Here is a 23,662-nt window from a genome sequence, read left to right as displayed (position 1 = left end):
GCTGAGGGAGGGCGGCTACCCTCTCTCAGCGTTCCTTTCTGACCCATTCGGCAGCGAAAGTCATAAGACAAGCAATTCCAGGAAAAGTGTGAAGCGGTTTTCCGTCCGGAATTGCGCAAAAACAAAGAGATAGAGCGGTTCGGCGTTTCCGTGAACGATGAACCACTCTAGCCATTGTTGTAGGGGAAGAGCTTGAAATACGGCTGCGCTTCCTCGATCACACGGGCAACCGAGGGGCGTTGCAGCAACCGGTCGTGATAGCGCCTGACCGCAGGATATTCGTCTCCGAACGGCTCGACCTTGTTGGCGTAGAACAGCGCGGGGGCGGCAGCGCAGTCGGCCATGGTGAAGCTCGCACCCACCGCCCATGTCGTCGACTGCATGTCCTGTTCAATGATGGCGTAGGAGCTGCGCAGCTGGGCGCGGGCCTGCTCGACGCCGAACGGATCGGTCTTGCCCTCCGGCCGCAGCCGGTCACCAACGATCTTCTGCATCGGTTCCTGGACATAGAAGTCATAGAAGCGGTCGGCAAGCCGGGTCTGGCGAGCGAGATCGAGATCGGCGGGGATCAGTTCGACCGGCCCAGGATAATACGCGTTGAGATATTCGATGACGATCGTCGATTCCGGCACGGTCCGGTCCAGCGCTTCATCGCGCAGCACCGGCATCTTGCCGAGCGGCCACAATTTCAGAAACGCCGCGCGCGACTGTTCATTGCCGAGATCGACAACGACCGATGTGAATGGCGTGCCGTTCTCATAGAGCGCGATCAGCGGTTTCCAGCAGAAGGAGGCCAGCGGATGAAGATGCATCGTCAGGGACATTTTTGCTCCTATCTTTGGTGCTTCGTCTCGCGGGCATCCGGTGTCAAGGTTCGGCCCGCTGCTACGTGGCCCGGCTGTGGGCGACGATCGCATCGATGATCGCGGCCCAATCGTCGGGATGCAGCTCGTGGCCGCCGCCCTCGATCCGGACCAGTCTTGCACCGGCGACCGCGTCGGCAAGAGCGGCGCCATGCTCGGCTGGAAAGATCGGATCGTCGGTGCCGTGGACAACGAGGAGCGGAATCTTCATCTCGTGCAGCCGCCCCGTCCAGTCCTCGCCGCTCCGATCTTCGCCGCCCTTGAGCATGAAGTGATTGGTCGCGCTGAGAAAGCCGCCGGACCGGTCGTAGTCCTGTTCCACGAAAAATGCGACGTATCGATGCCCAAGGGCGAGCTGCTGATCACCGTCAGCGAAGTGACACGCGACGGGTATTTCAACGCAACGAGCTGCGCGATCATGCCGCCCATCGACATGCCGACCACGTGCGCCTTTCGGATTCCCTGGTCGTCAAGGACGCGGACGGCATCGTCCACCATGTCGTCGAATGTATAAGGCGGCTCGCCCGGCGCGTATTTGGTCGAACGGCCGGTATCGCGATTGTCATAGCGGATCACGAAGCGACCCTCGCCGGCCAGCTTCCGGCAAAACGCTTCGGGCCACCAAAGCATGGAAGCCATCGCGCCCATGATCAACAACACCGCCGGATGGGCCGGATCGCCGAACGTCTGGGATGCGATTTCGGGGTGTTCGGCGTTTTTCATGGCTTTCCTCCTTGGGCTTCCAATCCGATTGCATTTTGCAATCAGTTGCACGATATTAAAACCGATACGATAATGCAACCGGTTTTTGGAGATTCGCATGAACATCGATCGTCGGTCCGGATGCCCCATCAACCTGTCGCTCGAAGTGTTCGGTGACCGGTGGAGCCTGATCATCCTTCGCGACATCATCTTCGGCGGCAGACGCCACTTTCGCGAACTGCTCAACGGCTCGATGGAGGGCATCGCCTCCAACATCCTCGCCGACCGGCTGAAGCGGCTGATGGAGCTCGGCATGCTGACCAAGGCGGACGATCCCTCCCACAAACAAAAGGCGATCTACAGCCTGACCGAAATGGCGATTACGCTGGTGCCGATCCTGGCGCATCTCGGCGCCTGGGGCCGCGTCTGGCTGCCGGTCAGCGAAGAGCTCTCTATCCGTGCCGAGCTTCTGGAAAAAGGCGGCCCGCCGATGTGGGATAAGTTCATGAACGAGTTGCGCCACGAGCATCTGGGTGCGTCTCCCGCCCCATCTGGACCCACCGTCCGCGCGACTTTGCAGGCCGGATACGATGCGGTAGTCGCCCGCAAGGCGGAGCGAGTTGGCTGCGATCCGGCGCCATGACCAACTTATTTTCCCAATTGCGGGCTGGCTCTGCTATCAAGGGACTGAAGATAATTTACGGATTGGATAACGCTCTTGGTCGAGAACTCTAAGGACACTGCCCGTGCGCGGGCCGATTTGCGTTTCAAGAAACAGGAAGAGGCAGCCACGGTTCGCCAGAAGGCGATGGCGGAATATGTCGCCGAGAGCGACGCTCGCCAAGCCAAGACCAACAAGCTGCGGGCGCTGCGCCTCGCCAAGGAAGCGGAAGACCTGGCCAATGCGCCTCCGGCCCCGGTGAAGAAGCCTCGCGCCAAGAAGAAATAGGCCGGCGCTTCCAGAATGCATGCTTCCTTTCGCACGCGAAACAGTTCACTCGGAGTCTGTTCTGCCGGTTGATAACTGGCGCGTTTAGGAGACGGCCATGACCGCACTGACGCTCGACAAAGCCCTTGAAATCATCGCCGCCGCCTTTGCCAAGGGTGCCGAGCTCAAGCTCAGGCCGCTTGGCGTCTCGGTGCTCGACGCCGGCGCCCATCTGGTCGCGTTCCAGCGTCAGGACGGCGCCTCGTTCCTGCGTCCGCAAATGTCGGCCGGCAAGGCCTATGGCGCGCTCGCTATCGGAATGGGCTCGCGCCGGGTGGAAGCTTTCGCCAAGGAGCGCCCGCATCTGATCGCCGGCGTCTCCGACGTGTCGGGCGGGCGCGTCCTGCCGGTCGTCGGCGGCGTGCTGATCCGTGACAACGCCGGCACGATCATCGGCGCCATCGGTATTTCCGGCGACACGTCCGACAATGATGAAACGGCAGCCATCGCCGGTGTCGAGGCGGCTGGCTTCTCCGCTGACCCGGGCTGAGTCGGGATCCTTAACTCATATTGATGTCGCGGGTGGCCGACCGCATCGACACCGAAAAGCCGGCCAGCACGTCGATCAGCGCTATGACCATCAGTGTGAAGAAAACGGAATGGGCGGCGCCCTTCACCAGCAGGAACTCGACCAGATAGGCCACAAAGACGAAGGTCGACAAAAGATGGTCCATGATCGAGGCATTTGTCGTGCGCGTCGACTTCACCACTTCGACGAACAAGAAGATCAGTGCGATCAGCACGATGAGGTCGCCGAGGGTCATCGAGAACACGCCACCCGACATCATCCGGACCGAAAACACTTCGGTGGCCCACGGATCGTCGCCGCTGCCGAATATTCCCAGAAGCCCGAGATTGTAGAGGATGAAAGGCACGATCAGCAGCGGGATGGCACCGAACATGTGGCGGCTCCGGTTGGACTGATCTTTGTAGAGTGCGCCCGGCGTTCGCCGTCAAGAATTTTCGTGCGGCCGATAAACAAGGACAAAGACGGCGTGAAACAACAATGTCAGGCCCGGCTGATACGATCAGTTGTCGCAAACGCAAAAAGACCGGCCAATGGCCGGTCGTTTCGCAACCCATAAACCGTCGAAAGCTCTCTCAGCTTTCCTTCGGCTCCAGAACCTGGCGACCGCGATACATGCCGGTCTTCAGGTCGATATGGTGCGGACGGCGCATCTCGCCGGAGTTCTTGTCCTCGACATAGGTCGGGGCCTTCAGTGCGTCGGCAGAACGGCGCATGCCGCGCTTCGACGGAGAGGTTTTTCGTTTCGGAACGGCCATGGATATGCTCCACTACATGGTCAAAACGCCCCGGCGGCCCTCGTGAAAGGGCCACATCAGGGGCCGGAATCTGAGAAAGTCGGGTGCCTATACACGCCCGACGGCGTTTTGGCCAGCGTCGCCGTGTTTTTTTTTGACACTATCGCAGGCAACCGACATAGGCGCCGGCGCGGCCGGCGCGCCGTTCGATCAACGCGGCAAGCCGCCTCAGTCCCGGCCCGGGCTTCGCCGGATTGCGCACGATCGGATTCGGCAAGGTGACGGCAAGCAGCGCTGCCTGCCGGCGCGACAGCTGTTTTGCCGAGACGCCGAAATGATGCTGGGCGGCGGCCTCGATACCGTAGATGCCCGGTCCCCATTCGGCGATGTTGAGGTAGATCTCCATGATCCGCCGTTTCGACAGCACCGCATCGAAATAGACGGCCAGCGGCAGTTCCACGACCTTACGGACCGAGCCCAACGGCCGCGACCATAGATAAAGATTCTTTACCGTCTGCATGGTGATGGTCGAGGCGCCACGTGTCATCTCGCCGGCGAGCGCATCGTCGACGACGCCGCGCAACTCGCCCAGATCGACGCCGCGATGGAAACAGAACTGCCCGTCCTCCGACATGATGACCGAATATGCCAGCACCGGCGCCACATCGTCGATGGAAACCCAGCGCCGATCGTAGCCAGAAAACGTCGCCAGGTCCTTCAGCATCAATGTCGACACCGGATGCACGAATGTCGGCAGGTACAGGAAGGTGAGCACCACCGGCACCAGCGCCAGCACGACGGCGACGGCGATGCCGCGCCGGACCCAGCGTTGAAGACCGATGCGGCTGCCGCGTCTCGGTCTCGCCATGTCCAACCCTTCGGTTTCGTGATCGACGATCGGTTCCGCCAAGCCACCCAGTCCGCGCTACTCCCTGCCCCCGGCATAATGGCGCTTGGCTTCTTGCGCAACGTCTGAGTGTCGGCTACCGCTCCCGACCATGACGAAAGACGACCAAATGGCGTTCGAAGCTGCACTTATTGCCCGGGCAGTTCCGCTCGAGGCGCTGCTGAGGCGGTTGCTCGACGGACGGACGCTTTCGGGCGAGGTCGCGCGGCCCGAACGCCTGATGGCGGCAATGCGACATGGCGTGCTGAACGGCGGCAAACGACTGCGTCCCTTCCTGGTCATGGAAAGTGCTGCACTGTTTTCAGCCGACGGCGAGGCGGCGCTGCGCGTCGCGGCGGCGCTCGAATGCGTGCACTGCTATTCGCTCATCCATGACGATCTGCCGGCCATGGACGACGATGATTTGCGCCGCGGCCAGCCGACCGTGCACAGGGCTTTCGATGAGGCAACCGCCATTCTTGCGGGCGACGCCTTGCTGACACTTGCCTTCGACATCCTTGCCGACGAGGCGACAATGCTGCCGGCCGAGCGCAGGGCAACGCTGGTGCTGGCACTGGCCCGCGCCGCCGGGGCGGGAAGCATGGTCGGCGGCCAGATGCTCGATCTCGAAGCCGAACAAAGCCGGCCGGACGAGGCCGGCATCATCCGGCTTCAGGCGATGAAAACCGGTGCGCTGATCCGCTTTGCCTGCGAAGCGGGCGCTATCCTTGCCGGCGCGCCGTCGGGCGACCGCGAACGGCTGGCCGAGTTCGGCTCGGCGATCGGGCTTGCCTTTCAGCTTGCCGACGATCTGCTCGACCTGACCGCCGACGCGCATCAGATGGGCAAGGCGACCGGCAAGGATGCCGCGGCCGGCAAGGCGACGCTGGTCGCGCTGCACGGACCGGACTGGGCGCGGGGCCAGCTCCATGGCCTCGTTGACCAGGCTCATGCGTTGCTCGAACCTTTTGGCGAGCAAGCTGCGCTTCTGAAACAAGCGGCGCAGTTCGTAGCGGCCCGCAACAATTAAGCGCGCCCCTATGGCGCGCCGAAGAATTGGCGACTGATCGGCCGGACGCCCTCGCAACCGGCCGATCGGGATCATTTCCGGCGATGTCGGACCACATGGACCCGCCACACCAGTTGCCGAGCCATTCTTCAGCCTCGCGGCAGGGTTCCGCGGCTCGGGTGGACAGCGGTCAGCCTTCGCCAGTTGTCTTTTCCACCACGGGCTGCGGAACCGGTTCCATCTCGGCCGCCGCCTCGACCGCCTGCGCCTCGGCCGGCTTGCGCCGGTTGCGGATGAAGGCGGCGATGCGGTCGCGGATTTCGCCGGCGCTGAGGAACACCGGAACGCGCGCCACCGGCGCGGTCGGCTCAAAGGACAGGCCAAGGCCGGTGATCCTGCCCTTGTCGTCGACGTCGCGGACGATCAGCTCGATCGGACCGAGCAGCACGCGGTCGGCGTATTCGGCGTGGCCGCCGAGCCGGGTAGTGACCAGGTCGCCAATGCTGAGCTTGCGTTCCGCTTCGGTCAGGCCCGGCGCGTAGGCGGTCTCCAGTTCCTCGGCGGGGCGTGACGGATCGACGGCGAAGGCCCCGAAGAAATCCGCGTCCTCGGGATCGACCACGGCACGGCTGGCGAACAGCTTGTCGAGCAGGCGCGGATAGCGGTCCGGCACGAAGATGTAGACATGGTCGCCGGTCGCGAGCCGGCCCATATCCTGGAAGCGCATCGAGCGTCCGTCGCGCAGCACCAGCGACGGCCGCGCCCAGCGCGGAATGCGTTCGCCGCGCGCCACCGGGCTGCCAGGTGCCACGCGGTAGGCGAGAAGCTCATGATGGGCGGAGCCCGGCAGTTCCAATTCGACCTTGTCGAGCGGTCCCAGGCGGGCCGGCACGATAAGGCCGAGACGGCGCGCCAGCGGCCCGACGGTCCATCCCTGGATGATCAGCGAGACCAGCACGATGATGAAGGCGGTGTTGAAGATGAGGCGGCCGTTCTCAAGACCGCCGAGCAGCGGCGTGATGGCAAGCAGGATCGACACGGCACCACGCAGGCCAACCCACGAGACGAAGGCGACTTCCGGGCGTGGCAGACGGAACGGCACCAGGCAGAGCCAGACGGCGATTGGCCGTGCCACAAATACCAGGAACAGGCCGAGCAGCACTGCCGGCACTAGGATCGCCGGAAATTGCGAAGGCGTCGCGAACAGGCCGAGGATCAGGAACATGATGATCTGCGCCAGCCACGACATGCCGTCCTGGAAGCGCTTGAGGATGGTGACGGCCCGGATATCGGAATTGCCGGCAATCAGGCCTGCGAGATAGACCGCCAGGAAGCCGGAGCCGCCGACGGCACCGGCGGCAGCAAACACCATAAGCGACAGCGTCAGCACGAAGATCGGCAGCAGGCCGTGATCGAGATTGAGGCGATCGACAAGGCGCACGATGGCCATGCCGCCGAGAATGCCGATGACCGCGCCGAGCCCCATATTGACAAGGAAGCCGACGGCAAGATCGGTGACCAGCACCTTGGCCTCGGGGTGGGTATTGGCGGCGATGACCTCGACCAGCGTGATGGTCAGGAAGATGGCGATCGGGTCATTTGTGCCGGATTCCACCTCGAGCGTGGACCGCACGCGCTCGCGCAAATTAATCTCGCCGGCGCGCAGCAGGAAGAACACCGCCGCGGCGTCGGTCGAGGCGACGGCGGCACCGAGCAGGAAGGATTCCAGCCAGGTCAGGTCGAGCAGATAATAGGCGGCGGCGCCGAAGAGCCCGGTGGTCAAAAGGACGCCGAATGTGGCCAGCGACAGCGCCGGCCCGGCCGCCTGCCGCAAGGCGTTGAGCGGCGTGCCGAAGCCGGAATCGAAAAGGATGACCGCCAGCGCCAATGAGCCGGCAAAATAAGCAACTCGGGCATTGTCGAAATGGATGCCGAGACCGTCGGTTCCGGTGGCGAGGCCGATGCAGAGAAACAGCAGCAGGAGAGGGGCGCCGAAACGGAAGGCGATCAGGCTTGAAAACGCGGCGGCAACGACAAGTGCTGCGCCAACGAGCGTCACAAGATAGATACCATGCTCCATTCGTTGGTCGCCCCTAGTCGATATGCTCCGGCATCACGGGAGAGTGGGGCGAAGACATGGCCGCTGCAAGGCAGCAGCGTGGCTTTTTGCCCCACGCTGCCGATCGTCGAAAGTTTTGGCACCCCCGAGCAGCGGAGCGTGCCTCGGCGGTTCGTGCTGCAATGAAAACGCCCGGACTGAGCCGGGCGTCTCCAGGTCGAGAAGCTGGCTCTGCGATCAGGCGATGGTCTTGCCGAAGGCGACGGCGGTATCGCCCATGCGGTTGGAAAAGCCCCACTCATTGTCGTACCACGACAGCACCGAAACGAAGTTGCCGTCCATGACCTTGGTCTGGTCGAGCGCCACGATCGAGGAATGCGGATCATGGTTGAAGTCGATCGAAACATTGGGGTGACGGGTAACGGCGAGGATGCCCTTCAGCTTGCCGTTCGAGGCGGCGATCACCGCGTCATTGATCTCCTGGACGGTGGTCGGCCGCTTGGCGATGAACTTGAAATCGACGAGCGAGACGTTCGGGGTCGGCACGCGGATGGAGATGCCGTCGAGCTTGCCCTTGAGTTCGGGCAGTACCAGGCCGATGGCCTTGGCAGCACCGGTCGAGGTCGGAATCTGCGACAGCGCGGCGGCGCGGGCGCGGTAGAGGTCCTTGTGCATGGTGTCCAGCGTCGGCTGGTCGCCGGTGTAGGAATGGATCGTCGTCATCATGCCCTTCTCGATGCCGACCGCCTCATTCAGCACGGCCGCCAGCGGCGCCAGGCAGTTGGTGGTGCAGGAGGCGTTCGAGATGACGATGTGGTCCTTGGTCAGCTTGTCGTGATTGATGCCATAGACGACGGTGAGATCGGCGCCCTCTGCCGGAGCGGAGACGAGAACGCGCTTGGCACCGGCGGTCAGATGGGCGACGGCCTTGTCGCGGGCGGTGAAGATGCCGGTGCATTCGAGCGCGATGTCGATGCCAAGCTCCTTCCAGGGCAGTTGCGTCGGATCCTTGATCGCGGTGACCTTGAATTTTTCCTTGCCGACGATGATCTGGTCGCCGTCAACCGTCACCTCATGCGGAAAGCGGCCATGCACGCTGTCGAAGCGCAGCAGATGCGCGTTGGTCTCGACCGGGCCGAGATCGTTGACCGCGACGACGTCGATATCCTTGCGGCCGGATTCATGGATGGCGCGCAGGATGTTGCGGCCGATGCGGCCGAATCCGTTGATGGCAACTCTGACGGTCATTGTTCTCTCCCTGGGAGTTGGAGGCCGAAGATCAAGTCCGCAGCTTCATAACGGCGGACGGGCAAAGAATCCAGCCGCCGAGGCGTGGATTTAAATCGATTAGTGCTCCACCGCCCGGCAAAACCGCTATGCCAGTCTTTGCCGGGCGGGGCTCACTTTCATTTGCCATGTAGACGGGCTTCCGCCGCCTTCACCGTTGCCTCGGCTGTGATGCCGAAATGCGGGTAGAGCTGTTCGATGGTGCCGGAGGCGCCGAAGCCGGTCATGCCGACAAAGATGCCGTCGGTGCCGATGAAGTGATCCCAGCCCTGACGGATGCCGGCTTCGATGGCAATCTTGAGCGGCGCATTGCCGATCGTCCTGCTGCGGTAGTCGGCGCTCTGCTTGTCGAACAATTCGAAACACGGCACCGAGACGACGCGGGTCGCGTGGCCGTGCTTTTCCAAGGCCTCGCGGGCAGCCAGCGCGATCTCGACCTCGGAGCCCGAAGCGAAGATCGTCACCGCCGCCTCGCCACTGGCGGCGGCAAGTTCATAGGCGCCGCGGCTGGAGAGGTTTTCCGCAACGAAGTCGTTGCGTACCGTCGGCAGGTTCTGCCGGGTCAGCGCCAATGTCGAAGGCGTCTTTTCCGACTCAATGGCCAACTGCCAGCATTCCGCGGTTTCCACCGCGTCGGCCGGGCGGAAGACATTGTGGTTCGGAATGGCGCGAAGTGCTGCCAGATGCTCGACCGGCTGATGGGTCGGGCCGTCTTCGCCAAGGCCGATGGAATCATGGGTCATGACGAAGATCGAGCGGATGCCCATCAGCGAAGCAAGCCGCATCGCCGGACGGGCATAATCGGAAAAGCACATGAAAGTGCCGCCATAGGCGATAATGCCGCCATGCAGCGTCAGCCCGTTGAGCGCGGCCGCCATGCCGTGCTCGCGAACGCCGTAGTGGACATAGCGCTGGCCGTAATCGTCGGCAGTGATGTTCTTGGTCTGGCTGGTCTTGGTGTTGTTGGAGCCAGTCAAATCGGCCGAGCCGCCGATGGTTTCGGGCAAGGCGCCGTTGATGACCTCCAGCGCCATTTCCGACGATTTGCGGGTGGCGACCTTCGGCTTGTCGGCGGCGAGCTTCTTCTTGTAATCGCCAATGACAGCGTCGAAGTTGGCCGGCAGCGTGCCAGCGATGCGGCGTTCGAACTCTGCGCGCAAGTTAGCATCGGCCTTGGCAAGCCGGCCTTCCCAGTCGGTGCGCGCCTTTACGCCGGTCCGGCCGGCGGTACACCATGCATCGAGGATATCGGCCGGAAGCTCGAAGGGAGGATAATCCCAGCCGAAGAATTTTCTGGCGCCGGCGATTTCCTCGGCGCCGAGCGGCGAGCCGTGCGCCTTGTTGGTGCCGGCCTTGGTCGGCGCGCCGAAGCCGATCGTCGTCTTACAGGCGATCATCGTCGGCTTGTCGGAGTGGCGGGCGGCTTCGATGGCATAGGCGATCGCTTCGGGATCCCGGCCGTCGATATGGCTGGCGTTCCAGCCGGACGCCTGGAAGCGGGCGACCTGGTCGGTGTTGTCGGCCAGCGACACCGGGCCATCGATCGAGATGTTGTTGTTATCCCAGAAGACGATCAGCTTGTTCAGCTTCAGATGTCCGGCAAGCGCGATGGCTTCCTGGGACACGCCTTCCATCAGGCAGCCGTCACCGGCCAGCACATAGGTGTAGTGGTCGACGAGGTCGTTGCCGAAAGCGGCATTCATGATGCGCTCGCCGAGCGCGAAGCCGACCGAATTGGCGAGGCCCTGGCCGAGTGGGCCGGTCGTCGTCTCGATGCCGGCGGCATGGCCGTATTCCGGGTGGCCCGCGGTCCTCGACCCCAATTGGCGGAACTGCTTGATCTGGTCGATGGTGATGTCTTCGTAGCCGGTCAGATAGAGCAGCGAGTAAAGCAGCATCGAGCCGTGGCCGGCCGACAGGATAAAGCGGTCGCGGTCCGGCCAATGCGGGTTCTTCGGATCGTATTTGAGAAAGCGGGTGAACAGCACCGTGGCGATGTCGGCGCAGCCCATGGGCAATCCGGGATGGCCGGAGTTTGCCTTCTCCACAGCGTCCATGGCGAGAAAACGGATCGCATTGGCCATCCGGTCATGTTGTTCGCGCGAGGTCATGCTTCCTCCAAAATGGGGGTTTGGGCCTTGGGAAAGCCCTTGAAAAGGGTGCGCGACACATAGCAGGCGCGGCCTTTTAGTCAACAAATCGGTGTGCTTTTGCCGGTCTTGTGATGGCCATGCGCGACTTACATTAGCGTTAGCAGGGGACAGTCGCGACAGCTTTATTGACGTGCGGTTCACACGACGCGTAATGTTTCAGGGATAACGCGTTCTGAACGTGGATGATTCGGTGATGGGCAGGGCGCAGGACGAAAGCCATGACCGGGGAAACGACCCTCAAAGAAGTCATTGCCAGGCTGGGTAAGGCCATCGAAGGGCTGGAAAACGCCGTCGCGGCCAAGCTCGAGCACGAGCGGGACTATTCGGAAGCCGAGGCCGAAGTGCAGCGGATGAACGCCGACCGCTCGCGGCTGGCGCAGGAGCTCGACAATTCCGAGGCCCGCGCCGAACGGCTGGAAGATGCCAACAAGGAAGTGTCGCGAAGGCTGGTGACAGCCATGGAAACCATCCGCGCGGTACTGGACAGGTAGGCCAATGGCACAAGTCACGGTTTCCATCGACGGCAAGCAGTATCGGATGGCCTGCGACGAGGGCCAGGAAGAGCATCTGATCGATCTTGCCGAGCGCTTCGACCGCTATGTCTCGCATCTGAAGGATTCCTTTGGCGAGATCGGCGACCAGCGGCTGACCGTGATGGCCGGCATCATGGTCATGGACGAGCTTTCGGAACTGCAAAAGCGGGTCAAGGGCATGGAAAGCGAAGTGCTGACGCTGCGCAAGACGCGCGACGACGCACTGACCAAGGCCGACAAGAACGATTCCGTGCTGACCGGGGCGCTCGGCGCACTGGCCCAGCGCATGGAAGACCTGGCGGCGACGCTGGCAGTGAACAAGGCCTGAACCAGCGCAGCGAAAAATCCTGCTGCATTTGCCGAGAAGCAATGAAAATATTTCGCCGCCGGCCTTGATGCCGGCGCAACAGGCGTTTGAAGGATGACGCCGGAGTGATAGAAAGGCAAAAGCAGCGCCGGGCAACGCCGGCTGCGATCTGCACGCACAGGGTAAGGGACACGTCATGAGCCTTCGCATCAACGATATCGCACCGGACTTCACCGCTGAGACCACGCAAGGACCGATCAGCTTCCATGAATGGATCGGCGACGGCTGGGCAGTATTGTTCAGCCATCCGAAGAACTTTACGCCGGTTTGCACGACCGAACTCGGCACGATGGCCGGGCTCGAAGGCGAGTTCAGGAAGCGCAACGTCAAGATCATCGGCATCTCGGTCGATCCTGTCGAAAGCCATGGAAAGTGGCAGAACGACATCAAGACCGCGACCGGCCATTCGGTGAACTACCCGCTGATCGGCGACAAGGATCTCAAGGTCGCCAAGCTTTACGAGATGCTGCCGGCGGGTGCCGGCGAGAGCTCGGAAGGCCGCACGCCCGCCGACAATGCCACGGTGCGTTCGGTTTACGTCATCGGGCCCGACAAGAAGATCAAGCTGGTTCTCACCTATCCGATGACGACCGGCCGCAACTTCGACGAAATCCTGCGCGCCATCGATTCCATGCAGCTGACCGCCAAGCACCAGGTGGCGACGCCGGCGAACTGGAAGCAGGGCGAGGACGTCATCATCACCGCTGCCGTCTCGAATGAGGATGCCATCAAGCGCTTCGGCGCCTTTGAGACGATCCTGCCATATCTCAGGAAAACCAAGCAGCCTTCTGCCTGAGCAGGCAGAGGCGGCACAGAGAGTTTTGGTTTTCCTGGCCGTGTGAGCATGGGGTGCTTGACGATGCCTGGTTGACGGACAACCATGCCTTTAATTTGCCGTGGCAGAGAAAATCCTTCCTGCCGTGGTGAGGGGCGAAGGAGGCTGGATTGGACGCATTATCGGCCAGGTCGCAGGTCACCGGCTTCTATGACAAGCCGAGCGGGTCCGTCCAGTATGTGGTCGCCGACATGGCGACCCGCAAATGCGCCATCATCGATCCGGTGCTCGACTTCGACGAAAGGTCCGGTACAACGGCAACGAAAAACGCCGACGCCCTGCTCGACTTCGTCAGGGAAAGCGGGCTGGAGGTCGAGTGGATCCTCGACACGCATCCGCATGCCGATCATTTCTCCGCCGCCCATTATCTGAGGGGGAGAACCGGAGCGCCGACGGCAATCGGCGAAAAGGTCATCGACGTCCAGAAATTGTGGAAGGTGATCTACAACTGGCCGGAATTCCCCGCCGACGGTTCGCAATGGGACAGGCTGTTCGCCGACGGCGCAACTTTTTCGGTCGGCGGCCTTCCGGCAAGAGTGCTGTTCTCGCCGGGCCATACGCTGGCTTCGATCACTTACGTCATCGGCGACGCCGCCTTCATCCACGACACGCTGTTCATACCGGACAGCGGCACCGCCAGGACGGACTTTCCCGGCGGCAGTGCCGAGCGGCTCTGGCACTCGATCGAGGACATCCTGGCGCTGCCGGACGAGACACGTCTGTTCGTCGGTCACGACTACCAGCCGGGCGGTCGCGAAGCGCGGTGGGAAAGCACGGTCGCGGAGCAGAAAGCCGGCAACATCCATGTTGCCGGCTGCAAGGCGGAAGCCGACTTCGTCGCGCTCCGCCAGGCCCGCGACAGGACGTTGCCGATGCCGCGGCTGATCCTGCACGCGCTGCAGGTGAACATGAATGGCGGACGCCTGCCGGAACCGGAATCCAACGGGCGGCGCTATCTGAAATTTCCGCTCGATTGCCTGTGAGGAGATGGGTCGCTGGCACTACAATGCCATTCAGACTCGGCGCCCCCCTCATCGTTCCGCGAGGGTCATCCAAGCTATTGATCCTGATTCGATTTTTGCGATGTTTGAATCCGAGAGGTCCATGCGGGAAGACGGTGGCGGCAGCCGGATGAGGAGCAGCGCAGACGCCAGCCAGTCCAGCGTCAGGGTTTTGTTCGGCGGGCTAAATGTTCATACGTGATTTGCCAAGGATCGCTCTCGGAAGATCTTTCCTCGCCGATCCAATGGAAGCTGGTGGCAGTGATCTCAGTGAAACGCCATCGAGTTTGCAGACCGCGCGAGTCATTGCCGAGCTGGACAATGTCCTTACCCTCGGCCCGCCCGATCTGGCGCGAGTGATCCCGGTTGAGCGGGTCGTTCCATATGATATGCCAGCCATCGATCCCAGGGTCGAAGATGCGCAAGGTCGTACCATACATCGCCGACGGCGCAGGGCGCTTGGGCCTGATCCAAACGTCCTGAATCGCGCGGCCTTCGAGCACCCAGCCAAAATGGCATTCGCCATCCCATTTCTGGATTGTGCCGTCGTCGAGGTAGTGGACCGAGTCCATTTCCCAGCTTCCAATTAGCCATCCATACAGGGCCATGTCTTTCGCTCGGTCGGCTGGCGGACCTTCGGATCCGAGAGCGGCCAGAAACGGAGAAATGGTCATCGTCACACTGCCTTTCGTTTTCAATAAACGAGCTCAACTGCCCGGCGCAGCCCCGGCGGCTCGTTGTCGCGCCGCCTGCCGCGAGCGCCGGGTTGTGGAATGCCGCGGTCGGCGCCGCAACATTGCCGCCACAGCTTGCAGTCTTGCGGTTTTCAGGGCTTGGGGAAAATTGCGGTAATGCCGCTATCGATGCGATCGTCTGGGGGCTACTGAGCAGTTATAGCGGCGGATCGGACATCCGCGAAGGCGCCGCGGAACCGGCAACCCGCTAATGCATGTCGCGCAAAAGTGTGCAGCGGTTTTGCGATAACGACATGCATAAAAACAAGACTCTAAAGCGCGTCGCACAAGGCCGGCCGAACGCGACGCGCTTTAGAAAAAAACGGCGGCGCCAGTTACCTGACGCCGCCGTTATTTGTTTCTACCGGAAGGCCTTACGCCGCCGGCTGCGCCTCGATGGTGCGCAGCGCCTGCGTCTGGCGCTTGGCTGCGGCCTTGACCGCGTCCTGCACCTTCTCGAAGGCGCGCACCTCGATCTGGCGCACGCGCTCGCGGCTGATATCGAACTCGGCCGACAGCTCTTCAAGCGTCAACGGCTCATCGGCGAGGCGGCGCGCCTCGAAGATGCGGCGTTCGCGGTCGTTGAGCACGGCAAGAGCGCCCGACAGCATGCCGCGCCGGTTTTCCAACTCGTCCTGCTCGATCAGCATCTCTTCCTGGCTTTCGTGGTCGTCGACCAGCCAGTCCTGCCATTCGCCGGACTCGCCTTCACTGGCCCGGATGGGCGCATTGAGCGAGGCGTCGCCCGACAGACGACGGTTCATCGACACGACTTCCGCTTCCGAGACGTTCAGCCGGGTGGCAATCTCGGTGATCTGATCGGGCTTCAAATCGCCTTCGTCGAGCGCCTGGATCTTGCCCTTCACCTTGCGCAGGTTGAAGAACAGGCGCTTCTGGTTGGCGGTGGTGCCCATCTTGACCAGGCTCCACGAGCGCAGGATGTATTCCTGGATCGAGGCCTTGATCCACCACATCGCATAGGTGGCGAGACGGAAACCGCGCTCCGGTTCGAATTTCTTGACGGCCTGCATCAGGCCGACATTGCCTTCCGAGATCACCTCACCGATCGGCAGGCCATAGCCGCGATAGCCCATGGCGATCTTGGCGACGAGCCGAAGGTGGCTGGTGACGAGCTTGTGCGCAGCCGTGGTGTCCTCATGCTCGGCATAGCGCTTGGCGAGCATGTACTCTTCCTGCGGCTGAAGCATCGGAAAGCGGCGGATTTCTTCCAGGTAGCGGCTGAGACCGCCTTCGCCGGAAACGATACTGGGTAATGACTGGGCCATGATAGCGCCCCCTCTCTATTGGAGTGATGCCCCCGAAACGCGGCGGGCATGTGGCGCGAATGCCAAAGGCACATTCGCACCAACCGACATATATAGGAACAAAACCAGAAAGACAGGCATTTGTTCAACACGAAACAGTGTGTCACGTTGAAGTGAACAGCGCCGGTCAGGTTTTCAGGTGGTTGGTTCAGAGCTTGCGGAAGCCGTCGACGAGTTCCTCCATGTCCCACGGTATCGGTGCTTCGAACCTCATCGTTAGATGGGTATCCGGATGCCGAAATGCAAGGAGGCGGGCGTGCAAAGCTTGTCGCGGAAACGTTTTTACCTTGCTTCTTAGCGGCTCGGGCAACCGATTGGCCTTGGTGCGGAAAGCCTGGCCGTATTCGGGGTCGCCAATCACCGGATGGCCGATATGGGCCATGTGGACGCGTATCTGGTGAGTGCGACCGGTTTCCAGCCGGCATTCGACTAGGCTCGCCGTGGCGAATTCCTGCTGCTGCTCGCCAAAGCGCTCAACGACGGTGAAATGCGTGACGGCGTGGCGCGCATCGTCGCGGCCTTGCGGCACCACGGCGCGGCGTACCCGGTCGGCGGCGCGGCCGAGCGGCGCGTCGACCGTCCCGGTCGGCCTTGCCGGTATGCCCCAGACCAACGCCAGATACGCGCGCTCGAGATCGCCGGTCAGGCCGTGGTCGGCAAAGGCCTCCGACAACGCCTTGTGGGCGCGATCGGTCTTGGCGACGACCATGACGCCACTGGTCTCCTTGTCGAGGCGGTGGACGATGCCCGGCCGTCTCACCCCGCCGATGCCCGACAGGCTGTCGCCGCAATGATGGATCAGCGCGTTGACCAGCGTGCCGGTCCAGTTGCCGGCGCCGGGATGCACGACCAGCCCGGCCGGCTTGTTGATGACGATCAACTCGCTGTCCTCGTAGAGGACGTCCAGCGCAATATCTTCGCCTTGCGGCGCCGCCGGTTCCGGCTCCGGCACGTCGACCGACACGCTGTCACCTTGTGCCATCTTGCGCTTCGTTTCGTCGACCTGCCTGCCGCCGATCCTGACCGCGCCCTGCTTTATCAGCATCTGTACCCGGCTGCGCGACATGTCGGGGCCGAGCCTAGCCGCCAGCCATTGGTCGAGCCGCTGGCCGGCCGCATCGGCGCCCGCCTCCAGCACGATCGGTCCGGCCCCTATTAATTGTCTGACCTCTTCGTTATGAGCGCTCATCGAAAACAGTTCCGGAATCTGCTGCCATGGCCCGGCCGCTTGCCGACGAAGACGAGGAAAAGCCGCTCGACCCCGAGGTCGAAAAGGTGCGGAGGAAGCTCGTCCGCTTCGTCGCCATCAATCTCGGCCTGCTGTTCCTCGCCCTTATGGTGGTGATAGCAGCACTTGTCTACAAAGCGCGCAACGCGCCGCCTGCCGCCCCTCCGCTAAGCAGCGACATCCAGGTGCCGATCGGCGAAACGGTCAACGGCGACATCGTGCTGCCGGTCGGCGCCAGGGTGATCAGCCAATCGCTGTCCGGCAATCACCTGTCGATCGACGCCGAGCTGCCCGACGGCAGCCGCTCCATCTTCGTTTATGACATCACCGAGCGCCGCATCGTCGGGCGTTTTTCGATCAGGAACAAATGACCGGTTTTGCCGAACACCGCAGCATTGCCACGGTCGCGCTTGTCGTCGCAAATTATGACGAGGCGATCTCGTGGTATGTCGACCGGCTGGGTTTTGTCCTCACCGAAGATGTCGATCTCGGCGGCGGCAAACGCTGGGTCACGATCACGCCGGGCAACGGGCAGGGCGCGCGGCTGCTTCTCGCCGAGGCATCCGGCGATGCGCAAAAGCACGCCGTCGGCAACCAGACCGGCGGGCGGGTCTTTTTGTTCCTCGAAACCGACGATTTTGCCCGTGACCATGCGTTGATGCTCGAAAAGGGCGTCGAATTCCGCGAGGCGCCCCGGCACGAGACCTATGGCACTGTGGCGGTTTTCGCCGATCTCTATGGAAATCTCTGGGACCTGATCGAGCCAAAACGCTAGGCTTGCAGCGGATATTTCACCGGCGCGATCGGCAGCCGTAAGCCTAGTTGCTTTTTCCCAGCCGTCAGCCTATATCGCCGGTTCTTGAACGCGCCCATCGTCTAGCGGTCAGGACACCGCCCTCTCACGGCGGGAACAGGGGTTCGATTCCCCTTGGGCGTACCAAGTCTCTCCAAGCTCTCGGCAAACCATCAATCCGATCCATCGCCTTGAGTCGCGGCGGGTTTGGCTCATTGCCGCTTCTGGCGCAGCGGAGCCGATTGCATTAGCATTGCATCGTGGGTCTTGAGGCACAGCGTTAGCGGCGCGCAGAACGTCGCGCTGAACAGGGCAGTCGATGCCACGCGGGGAGGAGCCAGATACAGAAACTACAATCGCAAGGCGTCCATCACGCTGGTCGGCACTGCCTGGAGCCGACCTGAGCTACAGCTGCCGGCGGCGGATCGTTTTGGCGAGCTCGGCGAAGGCGCCTCTCCCTCGAAGGGTGGATGCCGGGAAGGCCCTTAGCACCGGCCAGCGAAGCTGCGCGCGACGCGCATGGCTGGGCTCTAAACGCGCCATACTTTAGTTGCAGTATCGTAGCTTCTTTGCCGTTCGAATTTCTCTCGGTCATGGCTTCGCACGATACCAAGATATGCTGCGAACGACACATCCACGGCGGGGCTCAACCATTCGATCTATTCCGGCAAGCCGAAAAGTGTTTGCGCGCCTGCTATTCCTCCGAGCGGATGACTGCCCATGGCGATCATCCGCTCGGTAGTTTCTGCCTCGAACACTGTCGACGCGAGCACCGTCCGTCCCAACGGCTTGCACAGCCCTTCGATGCGGCTGACAAGATTTACAGCCTTGCCGATCGCGGTGAAGTCCAACCTGCCGGCAGTGCCGATATTCCCCCAGAGTATCTCGCCGACATGCAGGCCAATGCCATATCCGAGCTCAGGGCCGCCATTGCGGCGCCGAGTTTGGTTGAGATGATCTATCCCGGCGCGCGTGGCCTTCACGGCGCGTACCGCAGCGTCACATGCGGCATTTGCATCGCGCTCGCCAATCGGGAAAATCGCGAGGACGCCATCACCTATAAACTTGAGAACCTCACCACCAAATGCGTGCACCGCGCCGGCGACGCAATCGAACCAGGCATCAAGTACCAATACGATCTCGTCTGCATCATGAACCTCGGATAGATCGGTGAAACCTCGAAGGTCCGCGCACAGAAGCGCAGCCCGTATCGTCTCTCCCTTTAATCGACGAGAATGACCGTTGAGCACATGTGCTGCACTGCGCTTTCCCAAATATGCTTCGAGCAATGCGCGTTTCGCGGACCGTTCTGCGAGTGCGGTCATCGGAGCCGCAGCAAACCGGGAGATTTGCCGCAGCAGCTCTGACTGCGCCTCATCCGGAGTATGATCGAACGCCCACACCAAAGTCGGTGCGACACCGCCCGCTCGCTCGTCGAACACGATCGCCCGCGTTGTGCCAAGCCACTCCCGCAGCACGAGCCGGGGATCGGCATTCTGGCGGTCGGCGCCTATCCCCAAACCCTCGACCACTTCACCCCCAGACGCTCGCCAGAGCCAGATACGGCGTGAAATGATTGGGTCGGGAGCATCCTGCGCCAGCGCGCCGGCGATGATCGGCAAGCCGTCTTCCAGCAAATGCGTTGAGAGCTGCAATAGAAGTCGCCCACCGTCGCCAATATGCGCGGCGTCGTCCAGAAGGAATGAAAGCGACTTTGCGAGAAGCATCGGTAGAAGGTCACTCGGCTCCGGCTTATGCTTACGCCTCGAACATCTTCTTGCAACTCCCCATATTCGCTTCAATCATGCACGGCATTCGATGCGGATGTGACCTGGAGTGAGCGATGGCGGAATCGGTTTACACAGAAATTGAGGTCGCCGCGCCACAAGCGACCGTGTTCGCGCTTTTGACGGATCCGGACCAGATCGTGCGATGGATCGGGACCGAAGCGAATTTGGATGCATCGCCGGGCGGTCTGTTCCTCGTCAATGTCGGTGGTCGCCATATGGCGCGCGGTGAGTTCACCGAGGTGATCCCGGTCCACCGTCTTGCCTACAGTTTTGGCTGGGAAGACAACGAGACAGTGCCGCCCGGCTCCAGCCATGTCGAGATCGACCTGATCGCGAGGGATGCGGGGACACTGATCCGCTTCACGCACAGCGGACTGCCGAACGCAAAGGAGCGTGACAGCCACCGAAGGGGATGGGAGCACTACCTCTCAAGGCTGAAGATCACTGCCGATGGGGGACATGTCGATCCCGATGTGCCGATGAAGAATATGTGATTTTCATCTAAGGGCCACGGATGCCCGTAATCCGAACCAGGCGCGGCATGCGTCAACGAGGCCCCTTTGACCTGCCGTCGCCAAACCGGCCGCTCGGGAAACCCAGCGACCTGCGGGCCGCCGCACCATTACAGCTGCCGGCGACGGATCGTTTCAGCGAGCTCGGCGAAGGCGTCCGCGATCCCGGTGCCGCTCTTGGCGCCTGCGTGGAGTTCTTGAAACTCAGCGCTTCTGGCGCAACGTCTCGGATTGAATTAGCATCCGTTCATCAAAGCTCCGGCCGCACTCCTGCAGGATGCGGAATGCGGAGCGCAGGCGAGCGAGGCCGGGCGCGGTCACATGCCGGGCGCCGATCCAAGCGCGACTGGGCATCCGAACTTCCGTTCGGCGGCAAGACGGCGTGGCCGGGAGGAGTCAGATGCAAAAACTACAATCGCAAGGCGTCCATCACATCACGCTGGTCGGCGCCGGACGTCAGACCTCGATCGATTTCTGGGAGGGCGTGCTCGGCATGCCTTTCATCTTCGAGCAGCCCAACCTCGACAAGCCAAGCGAAAGCCATCTCTATTTCGATCCGGGCGACGGCCGGCTGATCACCGTCTTCACCGACGAGAGCCGCACGCCGGTCAAGCGGCGCACGCCGACCGATACGGGCTGCGTCCATCACATCGCTTTCGCGGTGTCGCGCGTCACCTTCTTGCAGGCGGTCGCCCGGCTCAACGAGCGTGAAATCAAGCACAGCGGCGTCAAGGATCGCGGTTTCATGGATTCGATCTACTTCGAGGATCCGCTCGGCCTGCTAATCGAGCTCGCCTCCTACCGTTTCGAGCCGCCGGCGGGCTTCACCCATGCCGACGTGCTGATGCAGGCGCACAAGATCCGCGTCGCGCGCGGCGATTACAACATCGCCGAAGTGCACCTTGCCGATGCGATCCAGGCGCTTGTCGAGCACTTGCGCGCAACCTTGTCGGAGGATCGCGCACCGAAAAATCCATACTGACGACACGCCAAACAAAGGGAGGACATAATGGCAAAGACAGCAACGAAGAGTGCGAAAAAGCCCGCCGCCAAGGCAGCCAAACCAGGAGCGAAGCCGGCGGCCAAAGCCGCCGCCAAGTCAGCGGCGAAAGTGGCAAAGCCGGCGACGAAGGTCTCCGGCAAAAAGCCCGCGAAGGCCAAGGCGAAGCCTGCGAAAAAGCCGGCGCTCACGCTCAGCATGCTGAAGCCCAGCGTCAACAATATGAGCGTTCGGGTGTTTGCACGCGCCGCCGGGCTCGATCATTCCGAAACCGACGTTTGGGGCCTCACGCGCTCGCCCGAATATATGGCGCGAAACCCGGCCCATCTTACGCCGATGATCGAGGACAAGGGCCTGCCGAGAGGTGTCTTGTGGGAAAGCTGCGCCATCATGCAGTATCTCGCCAACAAGCACGGGCTGGAGAAATTATATCCCAAGGCGCCGGCCAAGCGGGCAATGATCGACAGCGCCATGTTCTACCTGATCGGCACGCTCTACCCCTATGTGGCGCGCGCCACATATCCTGTACTGAATTTCCCGCAATATGCCGGCGAGGTCGGCCACAGCGACGCTCATCCCGACAAGAAGTCGGAAGCCCAGAAGGCCGCTATAGAAGCGATAGCCGAGCCGCTGGAGGTGTTTCACAGCTTCTTCAGGAACGGCAAGCCGTTCATCGGCGGCAAGAACCCGTCGATCGCCGACATCCGTTTGGCGGCGACGCTCGAGTTCCTCGCCGTCATCGACTACGCGCTGCCCCAATGGGCAAAAGACTATATGGCGGCGATCGAGAAGAAGCTCGGCAAGGCCTATGCCGACCCGGCCGCCGACGTGCGCGGCTATATCGCCTATGTGCGGTCGCAGGCCAACGCCTGAGGCACAAGCCAATAGCGGTCGTCCGCACGTCTGCAGGAGCCGGTAATGAACTGGGGATTTTCTTAATCTCCCCTGTTTGCACGATGTGGGGAGCTTAAGGTTTCGTTAACCTAAACCCTTTCTACTGAATCCACCTCCAGCCCGCGACCACGGATGTACTGGCGCGGATGGAAAGCAAAGGTCGGCTGCGCGCCGGCCTTTTGCTTATTTCAGCCCCTGTCGAAGTTGCGCCAGACGGCGTTTCACGACGCCTGCATGGCTGATGAAACGCGTCGCCGCCATCTTGTCATCGCCGCTGTCGGCCCTACCATCGAAGTTCGTCCCGTCCTCGAGGGCGGTTCAAGGACAGAGGCCCTGCCATGAAAAGCATTGCTGGAATGATGGTGATTGCAGGCGCCATGCTGGTGGGCGCAACCGGTCAATCGAATGCAGCGACGCTCAACACCATGCCCGAGGTCGGGGCTGCCATCCAGGCGTGCTGGACCCCTCCGGCGAATGCCGGGAATTCCACCGTCACCCTGAGCTTCAGCTTCAGGCGCGATGGCACGCTGATCGGCCGGCCCAAGCCGACCGCCATCCGCGTCGCCGGCGAGGAGAAGACGCGCCAAGCTTTTGTCGACGCGGCGGTCGCGGCCGTGGACCATTGCCTGCCGTTGAGCTTTTCACCGGCGCTGGCTCAAGGCATCCCGGGCAAGGTGTTCACTCTGCAATTCAACTCGCCCAAACAAGAACAGGTTGCACCGCGAGTGAAGGCTTCGCCTTGATCTTTTCCGACAACCGGATTCCACTTTTCGGGACCTAATGCATGTCGCGCAAAAGTGTGCAGCGGTTTTGCGACAACGACATGCATTAGACAAGAACCTAAGCGCGTCGCATGAGGCCCGGTCGACCGCGATGCGCTTTAGTGGCGCCTTCGTCTCGCCTCGACATGTCGCGCCAGTTCCGGCATCTCGAAGACATAGTCGCTCCAGGCCGATTCCGGTATCTGGCCGGCAAGATAGCACTCCAGCAAAAGCCCCTGCTCGTGGTCGAGTGGCCTCGGTGCGCGTTCATGGTCCAACCCAAGTGAATGGAACAGATTCCTGGTCAGGTCCGCGACAGTGAAGTGGATCGACATTTGCGGTCTCCTCCTTTGGCCGCTCAACGCCGATCCCAGGGCTAAGGTTTCAGCAACGGCCGGCCGGTAACGCCGGATTGATCGCGATGCCGAACCCGCCGCGCGTATCAAACTTCGCCGTGGCGGGCGTCCGCCGGCGTTGCTGCCGGTTCGTCTCAATCTTGAAATAAAAATGTAATATTGAATTTACACGAGTGGATCTAATACACTAGAGCTAAAGTCTCTGGTGGCGGTTTGATCTACTTCAATTAGGAAAAACAGTTGTGTGCGTCAAGTTCTGCAAAATGGCGTGGCATTGCGGTGACGTCGGCGTGTCCGCCGCGCAGCCCCCGTGTTTAGCGGAG

At 61.9% G+C, this 23,662-nt stretch carries 26 protein-coding genes, 1 tRNA gene and 1 pseudogene; 15 read left to right on the top strand and 13 right to left on the bottom strand.

Annotated elements, in window-relative coordinates:
• Positions 1-167: 167 nt before the first annotated feature.
• Positions 168-824, bottom strand: coding sequence for a glutathione S-transferase family protein (locus tag NKJ20_RS31150; RefSeq protein ID WP_352613487.1), 657 nt, complete (start codon positions 822-824; stop codon positions 168-170).
• Positions 825-885: 61 nt separating this feature from the next.
• Positions 886-1,586, bottom strand: a pseudogene (locus NKJ20_RS31145) (alpha/beta fold hydrolase).
• A gap of 97 nt (positions 1,587-1,683) precedes the next feature.
• On the opposite strand from NKJ20_RS31145, the gene NKJ20_RS31140 reads away from it, so the two are divergent.
• The 3 genes from NKJ20_RS31140 (at position 1,684) to NKJ20_RS31130 (ending at position 3,043) form a co-directional block, all read left to right on the top strand.
• Positions 1,684-2,208, top strand: coding sequence for a winged helix-turn-helix transcriptional regulator (locus tag NKJ20_RS31140; RefSeq protein ID WP_352451127.1), 525 nt, complete (start codon positions 1,684-1,686; stop codon positions 2,206-2,208).
• A gap of 75 nt (positions 2,209-2,283) precedes the next feature.
• Positions 2,284-2,514, top strand: a complete 231-nt coding sequence (locus tag NKJ20_RS31135) for a hypothetical protein (RefSeq protein WP_023678501.1) — start codon at positions 2,284-2,286, stop codon at positions 2,512-2,514.
• A 97-nt stretch (positions 2,515-2,611) separates the two neighbouring features.
• On the top strand, positions 2,612-3,043 hold the full coding sequence (locus NKJ20_RS31130; RefSeq protein ID WP_352451128.1) for a GlcG/HbpS family heme-binding protein: 432 nt from the start codon (positions 2,612-2,614) through the stop codon (positions 3,041-3,043).
• 10 nt (positions 3,044-3,053) lie between these two features.
• On the opposite strand, the gene NKJ20_RS31125 is transcribed toward NKJ20_RS31130, so the two are convergent.
• The 3 genes from NKJ20_RS31125 to NKJ20_RS31115 all read right to left on the bottom strand — a co-directional run bounded on the left by NKJ20_RS31125 (position 3,054) and on the right by NKJ20_RS31115 (position 4,735).
• Positions 3,054-3,455: a hypothetical protein gene (locus tag NKJ20_RS31125; RefSeq protein ID WP_352749314.1), complete on the bottom strand. Its 402-nt coding sequence runs from the start codon at positions 3,453-3,455 to the stop codon at positions 3,054-3,056.
• A 199-nt stretch (positions 3,456-3,654) separates the two neighbouring features.
• A complete protein-coding gene (gene rpmF, locus NKJ20_RS31120) occupies positions 3,655-3,837 on the bottom strand; it encodes a 50S ribosomal protein L32 (protein ID WP_006203806.1) in 183 nt (60 codons plus the stop codon).
• A 139-nt stretch (positions 3,838-3,976) separates the two neighbouring features.
• The gene (locus NKJ20_RS31115; protein ID WP_031212144.1) at positions 3,977-4,735 is read right to left on the bottom strand and encodes a biosynthetic peptidoglycan transglycosylase; all 759 of its coding nucleotides are present in this window, start codon (positions 4,733-4,735) and stop codon (positions 3,977-3,979) included.
• A 79-nt stretch (positions 4,736-4,814) separates the two neighbouring features.
• Between NKJ20_RS31115 and NKJ20_RS31110 the strand changes: the two genes are divergently transcribed.
• Entirely contained in the window at positions 4,815-5,732 is a 918-nt protein-coding gene (locus NKJ20_RS31110; RefSeq protein ID WP_352457948.1) for a polyprenyl synthetase family protein, read from the top strand.
• A 169-nt stretch (positions 5,733-5,901) separates the two neighbouring features.
• Here the strand turns inward: NKJ20_RS31110 and NKJ20_RS31105 are convergent, their stop codons facing one another.
• The 3 genes from NKJ20_RS31105 to tkt all read right to left on the bottom strand — a co-directional run bounded on the left by NKJ20_RS31105 (position 5,902) and on the right by tkt (position 11,168).
• The gene (locus tag NKJ20_RS31105; RefSeq protein ID WP_352613491.1) at positions 5,902-7,791 is read right to left on the bottom strand and encodes a potassium/proton antiporter; all 1,890 of its coding nucleotides are present in this window, start codon (positions 7,789-7,791) and stop codon (positions 5,902-5,904) included.
• A 216-nt stretch (positions 7,792-8,007) separates the two neighbouring features.
• Positions 8,008-9,018, bottom strand: coding sequence for a type I glyceraldehyde-3-phosphate dehydrogenase (gene gap, locus NKJ20_RS31100; protein ID WP_023678507.1), 1,011 nt, complete (start codon positions 9,016-9,018; stop codon positions 8,008-8,010).
• 158 nt (positions 9,019-9,176) lie between these two features.
• The gene (gene tkt, locus NKJ20_RS31095; protein WP_352749311.1) at positions 9,177-11,168 is read right to left on the bottom strand and encodes a transketolase; all 1,992 of its coding nucleotides are present in this window, start codon (positions 11,166-11,168) and stop codon (positions 9,177-9,179) included.
• 260 nt (positions 11,169-11,428) lie between these two features.
• On the opposite strand from tkt, the gene NKJ20_RS31090 reads away from it, so the two are divergent.
• From NKJ20_RS31090 to NKJ20_RS31075, 4 genes are all read left to right on the top strand, one after another.
• A complete protein-coding gene (locus NKJ20_RS31090) occupies positions 11,429-11,701 on the top strand; it encodes a DUF4164 domain-containing protein (protein ID WP_006200774.1) in 273 nt (90 codons plus the stop codon).
• Positions 11,702-11,705: 4 nt separating this feature from the next.
• A complete protein-coding gene (locus tag NKJ20_RS31085; protein WP_352749309.1) occupies positions 11,706-12,071 on the top strand; it encodes a cell division protein ZapA in 366 nt (121 codons plus the stop codon).
• 175 nt (positions 12,072-12,246) lie between these two features.
• Complete coding sequence (locus tag NKJ20_RS31080; RefSeq protein WP_352714312.1) at positions 12,247-12,906, top strand: peroxiredoxin; 660 nt, start codon at positions 12,247-12,249, stop codon at positions 12,904-12,906.
• Positions 12,907-13,055: 149 nt separating this feature from the next.
• Entirely contained in the window at positions 13,056-13,928 is an 873-nt protein-coding gene (locus tag NKJ20_RS31075; RefSeq protein ID WP_352749307.1) for an MBL fold metallo-hydrolase, read from the top strand.
• Positions 13,929-14,110: 182 nt separating this feature from the next.
• Here the strand turns inward: NKJ20_RS31075 and NKJ20_RS31070 are convergent, their stop codons facing one another.
• The 3 genes from NKJ20_RS31070 to NKJ20_RS31060 form a co-directional block, all read right to left on the bottom strand.
• Entirely contained in the window at positions 14,111-14,620 is a 510-nt protein-coding gene (locus NKJ20_RS31070) for a hypothetical protein (RefSeq protein WP_352749305.1), read from the bottom strand.
• A gap of 434 nt (positions 14,621-15,054) precedes the next feature.
• Complete coding sequence (gene rpoH, locus NKJ20_RS31065; RefSeq protein WP_023678514.1) at positions 15,055-15,966, bottom strand: RNA polymerase sigma factor RpoH; 912 nt, start codon at positions 15,964-15,966, stop codon at positions 15,055-15,057.
• 187 nt (positions 15,967-16,153) lie between these two features.
• Complete coding sequence (locus NKJ20_RS31060; RefSeq protein ID WP_352451133.1) at positions 16,154-17,194, bottom strand: RluA family pseudouridine synthase; 1,041 nt, start codon at positions 17,192-17,194, stop codon at positions 16,154-16,156.
• A 26-nt stretch (positions 17,195-17,220) separates the two neighbouring features.
• Between NKJ20_RS31060 and NKJ20_RS31055 the strand changes: the two genes are divergently transcribed.
• The 3 genes from NKJ20_RS31055 to NKJ20_RS31045 all read left to right on the top strand — a co-directional run bounded on the left by NKJ20_RS31055 (position 17,221) and on the right by NKJ20_RS31045 (position 18,173).
• Positions 17,221-17,604: a fimbrial protein gene (locus NKJ20_RS31055; protein WP_352749302.1), complete on the top strand. Its 384-nt coding sequence runs from the start codon at positions 17,221-17,223 to the stop codon at positions 17,602-17,604.
• Positions 17,601-18,008, top strand: a complete 408-nt coding sequence (locus NKJ20_RS31050; protein ID WP_023678517.1) for a VOC family protein — start codon at positions 17,601-17,603, stop codon at positions 18,006-18,008. Before NKJ20_RS31055 ends, NKJ20_RS31050 begins: the two co-directional genes overlap by 4 nt.
• 90 nt (positions 18,009-18,098) lie before the next feature.
• Positions 18,099-18,173: transfer RNA gene (locus NKJ20_RS31045), tRNA-Glu, on the top strand.
• 512 nt (positions 18,174-18,685) lie between these two features.
• Here NKJ20_RS31045 and NKJ20_RS31040 read toward each other — a convergent pair.
• Positions 18,686-19,753 (bottom strand): adenylate/guanylate cyclase domain-containing protein, encoded by a 1,068-nt coding sequence (locus tag NKJ20_RS31040; protein WP_031212146.1) that lies wholly within the window; start codon positions 19,751-19,753, stop codon positions 18,686-18,688.
• 116 nt (positions 19,754-19,869) lie between these two features.
• Here NKJ20_RS31040 and NKJ20_RS31035 point away from each other — a divergent pair, with 116 nt between their 5' ends.
• The 4 genes from NKJ20_RS31035 to tolA all read left to right on the top strand — a co-directional run bounded on the left by NKJ20_RS31035 (position 19,870) and on the right by tolA (position 22,965).
• Complete coding sequence (locus tag NKJ20_RS31035) at positions 19,870-20,310, top strand: SRPBCC family protein (RefSeq protein ID WP_023678521.1); 441 nt, start codon at positions 19,870-19,872, stop codon at positions 20,308-20,310.
• A gap of 418 nt (positions 20,311-20,728) precedes the next feature.
• Entirely contained in the window at positions 20,729-21,310 is a 582-nt protein-coding gene (locus NKJ20_RS31030; RefSeq protein WP_352619700.1) for a VOC family protein, read from the top strand.
• A gap of 27 nt (positions 21,311-21,337) precedes the next feature.
• Positions 21,338-22,201, top strand: coding sequence for a glutathione S-transferase family protein (locus NKJ20_RS31025; protein ID WP_352451135.1), 864 nt, complete (start codon positions 21,338-21,340; stop codon positions 22,199-22,201).
• A 359-nt stretch (positions 22,202-22,560) separates the two neighbouring features.
• The gene (gene tolA / locus NKJ20_RS31020; protein WP_352621549.1) at positions 22,561-22,965 is read left to right on the top strand and encodes a cell envelope integrity protein TolA; all 405 of its coding nucleotides are present in this window, start codon (positions 22,561-22,563) and stop codon (positions 22,963-22,965) included.
• Positions 22,966-23,102: 137 nt separating this feature from the next.
• On the opposite strand, the gene NKJ20_RS31015 is transcribed toward tolA, so the two are convergent.
• Positions 23,103-23,318, bottom strand: a complete 216-nt coding sequence (locus tag NKJ20_RS31015; RefSeq protein ID WP_352451137.1) for a hypothetical protein — start codon at positions 23,316-23,318, stop codon at positions 23,103-23,105.
• Between the last annotated feature and the right edge of the window lie 344 nt (positions 23,319-23,662).

Origin of the sequence: Mesorhizobium sp. M0185 (assembly GCF_040322175.1) — a bacterium.
Taxonomy (GTDB): Bacteria; Pseudomonadota; Alphaproteobacteria; order Rhizobiales; family Rhizobiaceae; genus Mesorhizobium.
Note: the sequence above shows the minus strand (reverse complement) of the source record. Positions and strands in the feature narration are given on the sequence as shown.

What these genes read in the sequence shown, in the direction of transcription:
- NKJ20_RS31050 (WP_023678517.1), top strand. Translation starts at nt 17,601, where the DNA reads ATGACCGGTTTTGCCGAACACCGCAGCATTGCCACGGTCGCGCTTGTC.
- NKJ20_RS31125 (WP_352749314.1), bottom strand. Translation starts at nt 3,455, where the DNA reads ATGTTCGGTGCCATCCCGCTGCTGATCGTGCCTTTCATCCTCTACAAT.
- rpoH (WP_023678514.1), bottom strand. Translation starts at nt 15,966, where the DNA reads ATGGCCCAGTCATTACCCAGTATCGTTTCCGGCGAAGGCGGTCTCAGC.
- NKJ20_RS31025 (WP_352451135.1), top strand. Translation starts at nt 21,338, where the DNA reads ATGGCAAAGACAGCAACGAAGAGTGCGAAAAAGCCCGCCGCCAAGGCA.
- NKJ20_RS31055 (WP_352749302.1), top strand. Translation starts at nt 17,221, where the DNA reads ATGGCCCGGCCGCTTGCCGACGAAGACGAGGAAAAGCCGCTCGACCCC.
- gap (WP_023678507.1), bottom strand. Translation starts at nt 9,018, where the DNA reads ATGACCGTCAGAGTTGCCATCAACGGATTCGGCCGCATCGGCCGCAAC.
- NKJ20_RS31060 (WP_352451133.1), bottom strand. Translation starts at nt 17,194, where the DNA reads ATGAGCGCTCATAACGAAGAGGTCAGACAATTAATAGGGGCCGGACCG.
- NKJ20_RS31150 (WP_352613487.1), bottom strand. Translation starts at nt 824, where the DNA reads ATGTCCCTGACGATGCATCTTCATCCGCTGGCCTCCTTCTGCTGGAAA.
- NKJ20_RS31110 (WP_352457948.1), top strand. Translation starts at nt 4,815, where the DNA reads ATGACGAAAGACGACCAAATGGCGTTCGAAGCTGCACTTATTGCCCGG.
- NKJ20_RS31015 (WP_352451137.1), bottom strand. Translation starts at nt 23,318, where the DNA reads ATGTCGATCCACTTCACTGTCGCGGACCTGACCAGGAATCTGTTCCAT.
- NKJ20_RS31130 (WP_352451128.1), top strand. Translation starts at nt 2,612, where the DNA reads ATGACCGCACTGACGCTCGACAAAGCCCTTGAAATCATCGCCGCCGCC.
- NKJ20_RS31070 (WP_352749305.1), bottom strand. Translation starts at nt 14,620, where the DNA reads ATGACCATTTCTCCGTTTCTGGCCGCTCTCGGATCCGAAGGTCCGCCA.
- NKJ20_RS31035 (WP_023678521.1), top strand. Translation starts at nt 19,870, where the DNA reads ATGGCGGAATCGGTTTACACAGAAATTGAGGTCGCCGCGCCACAAGCG.
- tolA (WP_352621549.1), top strand. Translation starts at nt 22,561, where the DNA reads ATGAAAAGCATTGCTGGAATGATGGTGATTGCAGGCGCCATGCTGGTG.
- NKJ20_RS31030 (WP_352619700.1), top strand. Translation starts at nt 20,729, where the DNA reads ATGCAAAAACTACAATCGCAAGGCGTCCATCACATCACGCTGGTCGGC.
- NKJ20_RS31080 (WP_352714312.1), top strand. Translation starts at nt 12,247, where the DNA reads ATGAGCCTTCGCATCAACGATATCGCACCGGACTTCACCGCTGAGACC.
- tkt (WP_352749311.1), bottom strand. Translation starts at nt 11,168, where the DNA reads ATGACCTCGCGCGAACAACATGACCGGATGGCCAATGCGATCCGTTTT.
- NKJ20_RS31085 (WP_352749309.1), top strand. Translation starts at nt 11,706, where the DNA reads ATGGCACAAGTCACGGTTTCCATCGACGGCAAGCAGTATCGGATGGCC.
- rpmF (WP_006203806.1), bottom strand. Translation starts at nt 3,837, where the DNA reads ATGGCCGTTCCGAAACGAAAAACCTCTCCGTCGAAGCGCGGCATGCGC.
- NKJ20_RS31105 (WP_352613491.1), bottom strand. Translation starts at nt 7,791, where the DNA reads ATGGAGCATGGTATCTATCTTGTGACGCTCGTTGGCGCAGCACTTGTC.
- NKJ20_RS31140 (WP_352451127.1), top strand. Translation starts at nt 1,684, where the DNA reads ATGAACATCGATCGTCGGTCCGGATGCCCCATCAACCTGTCGCTCGAA.
- NKJ20_RS31090 (WP_006200774.1), top strand. Translation starts at nt 11,429, where the DNA reads ATGACCGGGGAAACGACCCTCAAAGAAGTCATTGCCAGGCTGGGTAAG.
- NKJ20_RS31040 (WP_031212146.1), bottom strand. Translation starts at nt 19,753, where the DNA reads ATGCTTCTCGCAAAGTCGCTTTCATTCCTTCTGGACGACGCCGCGCAT.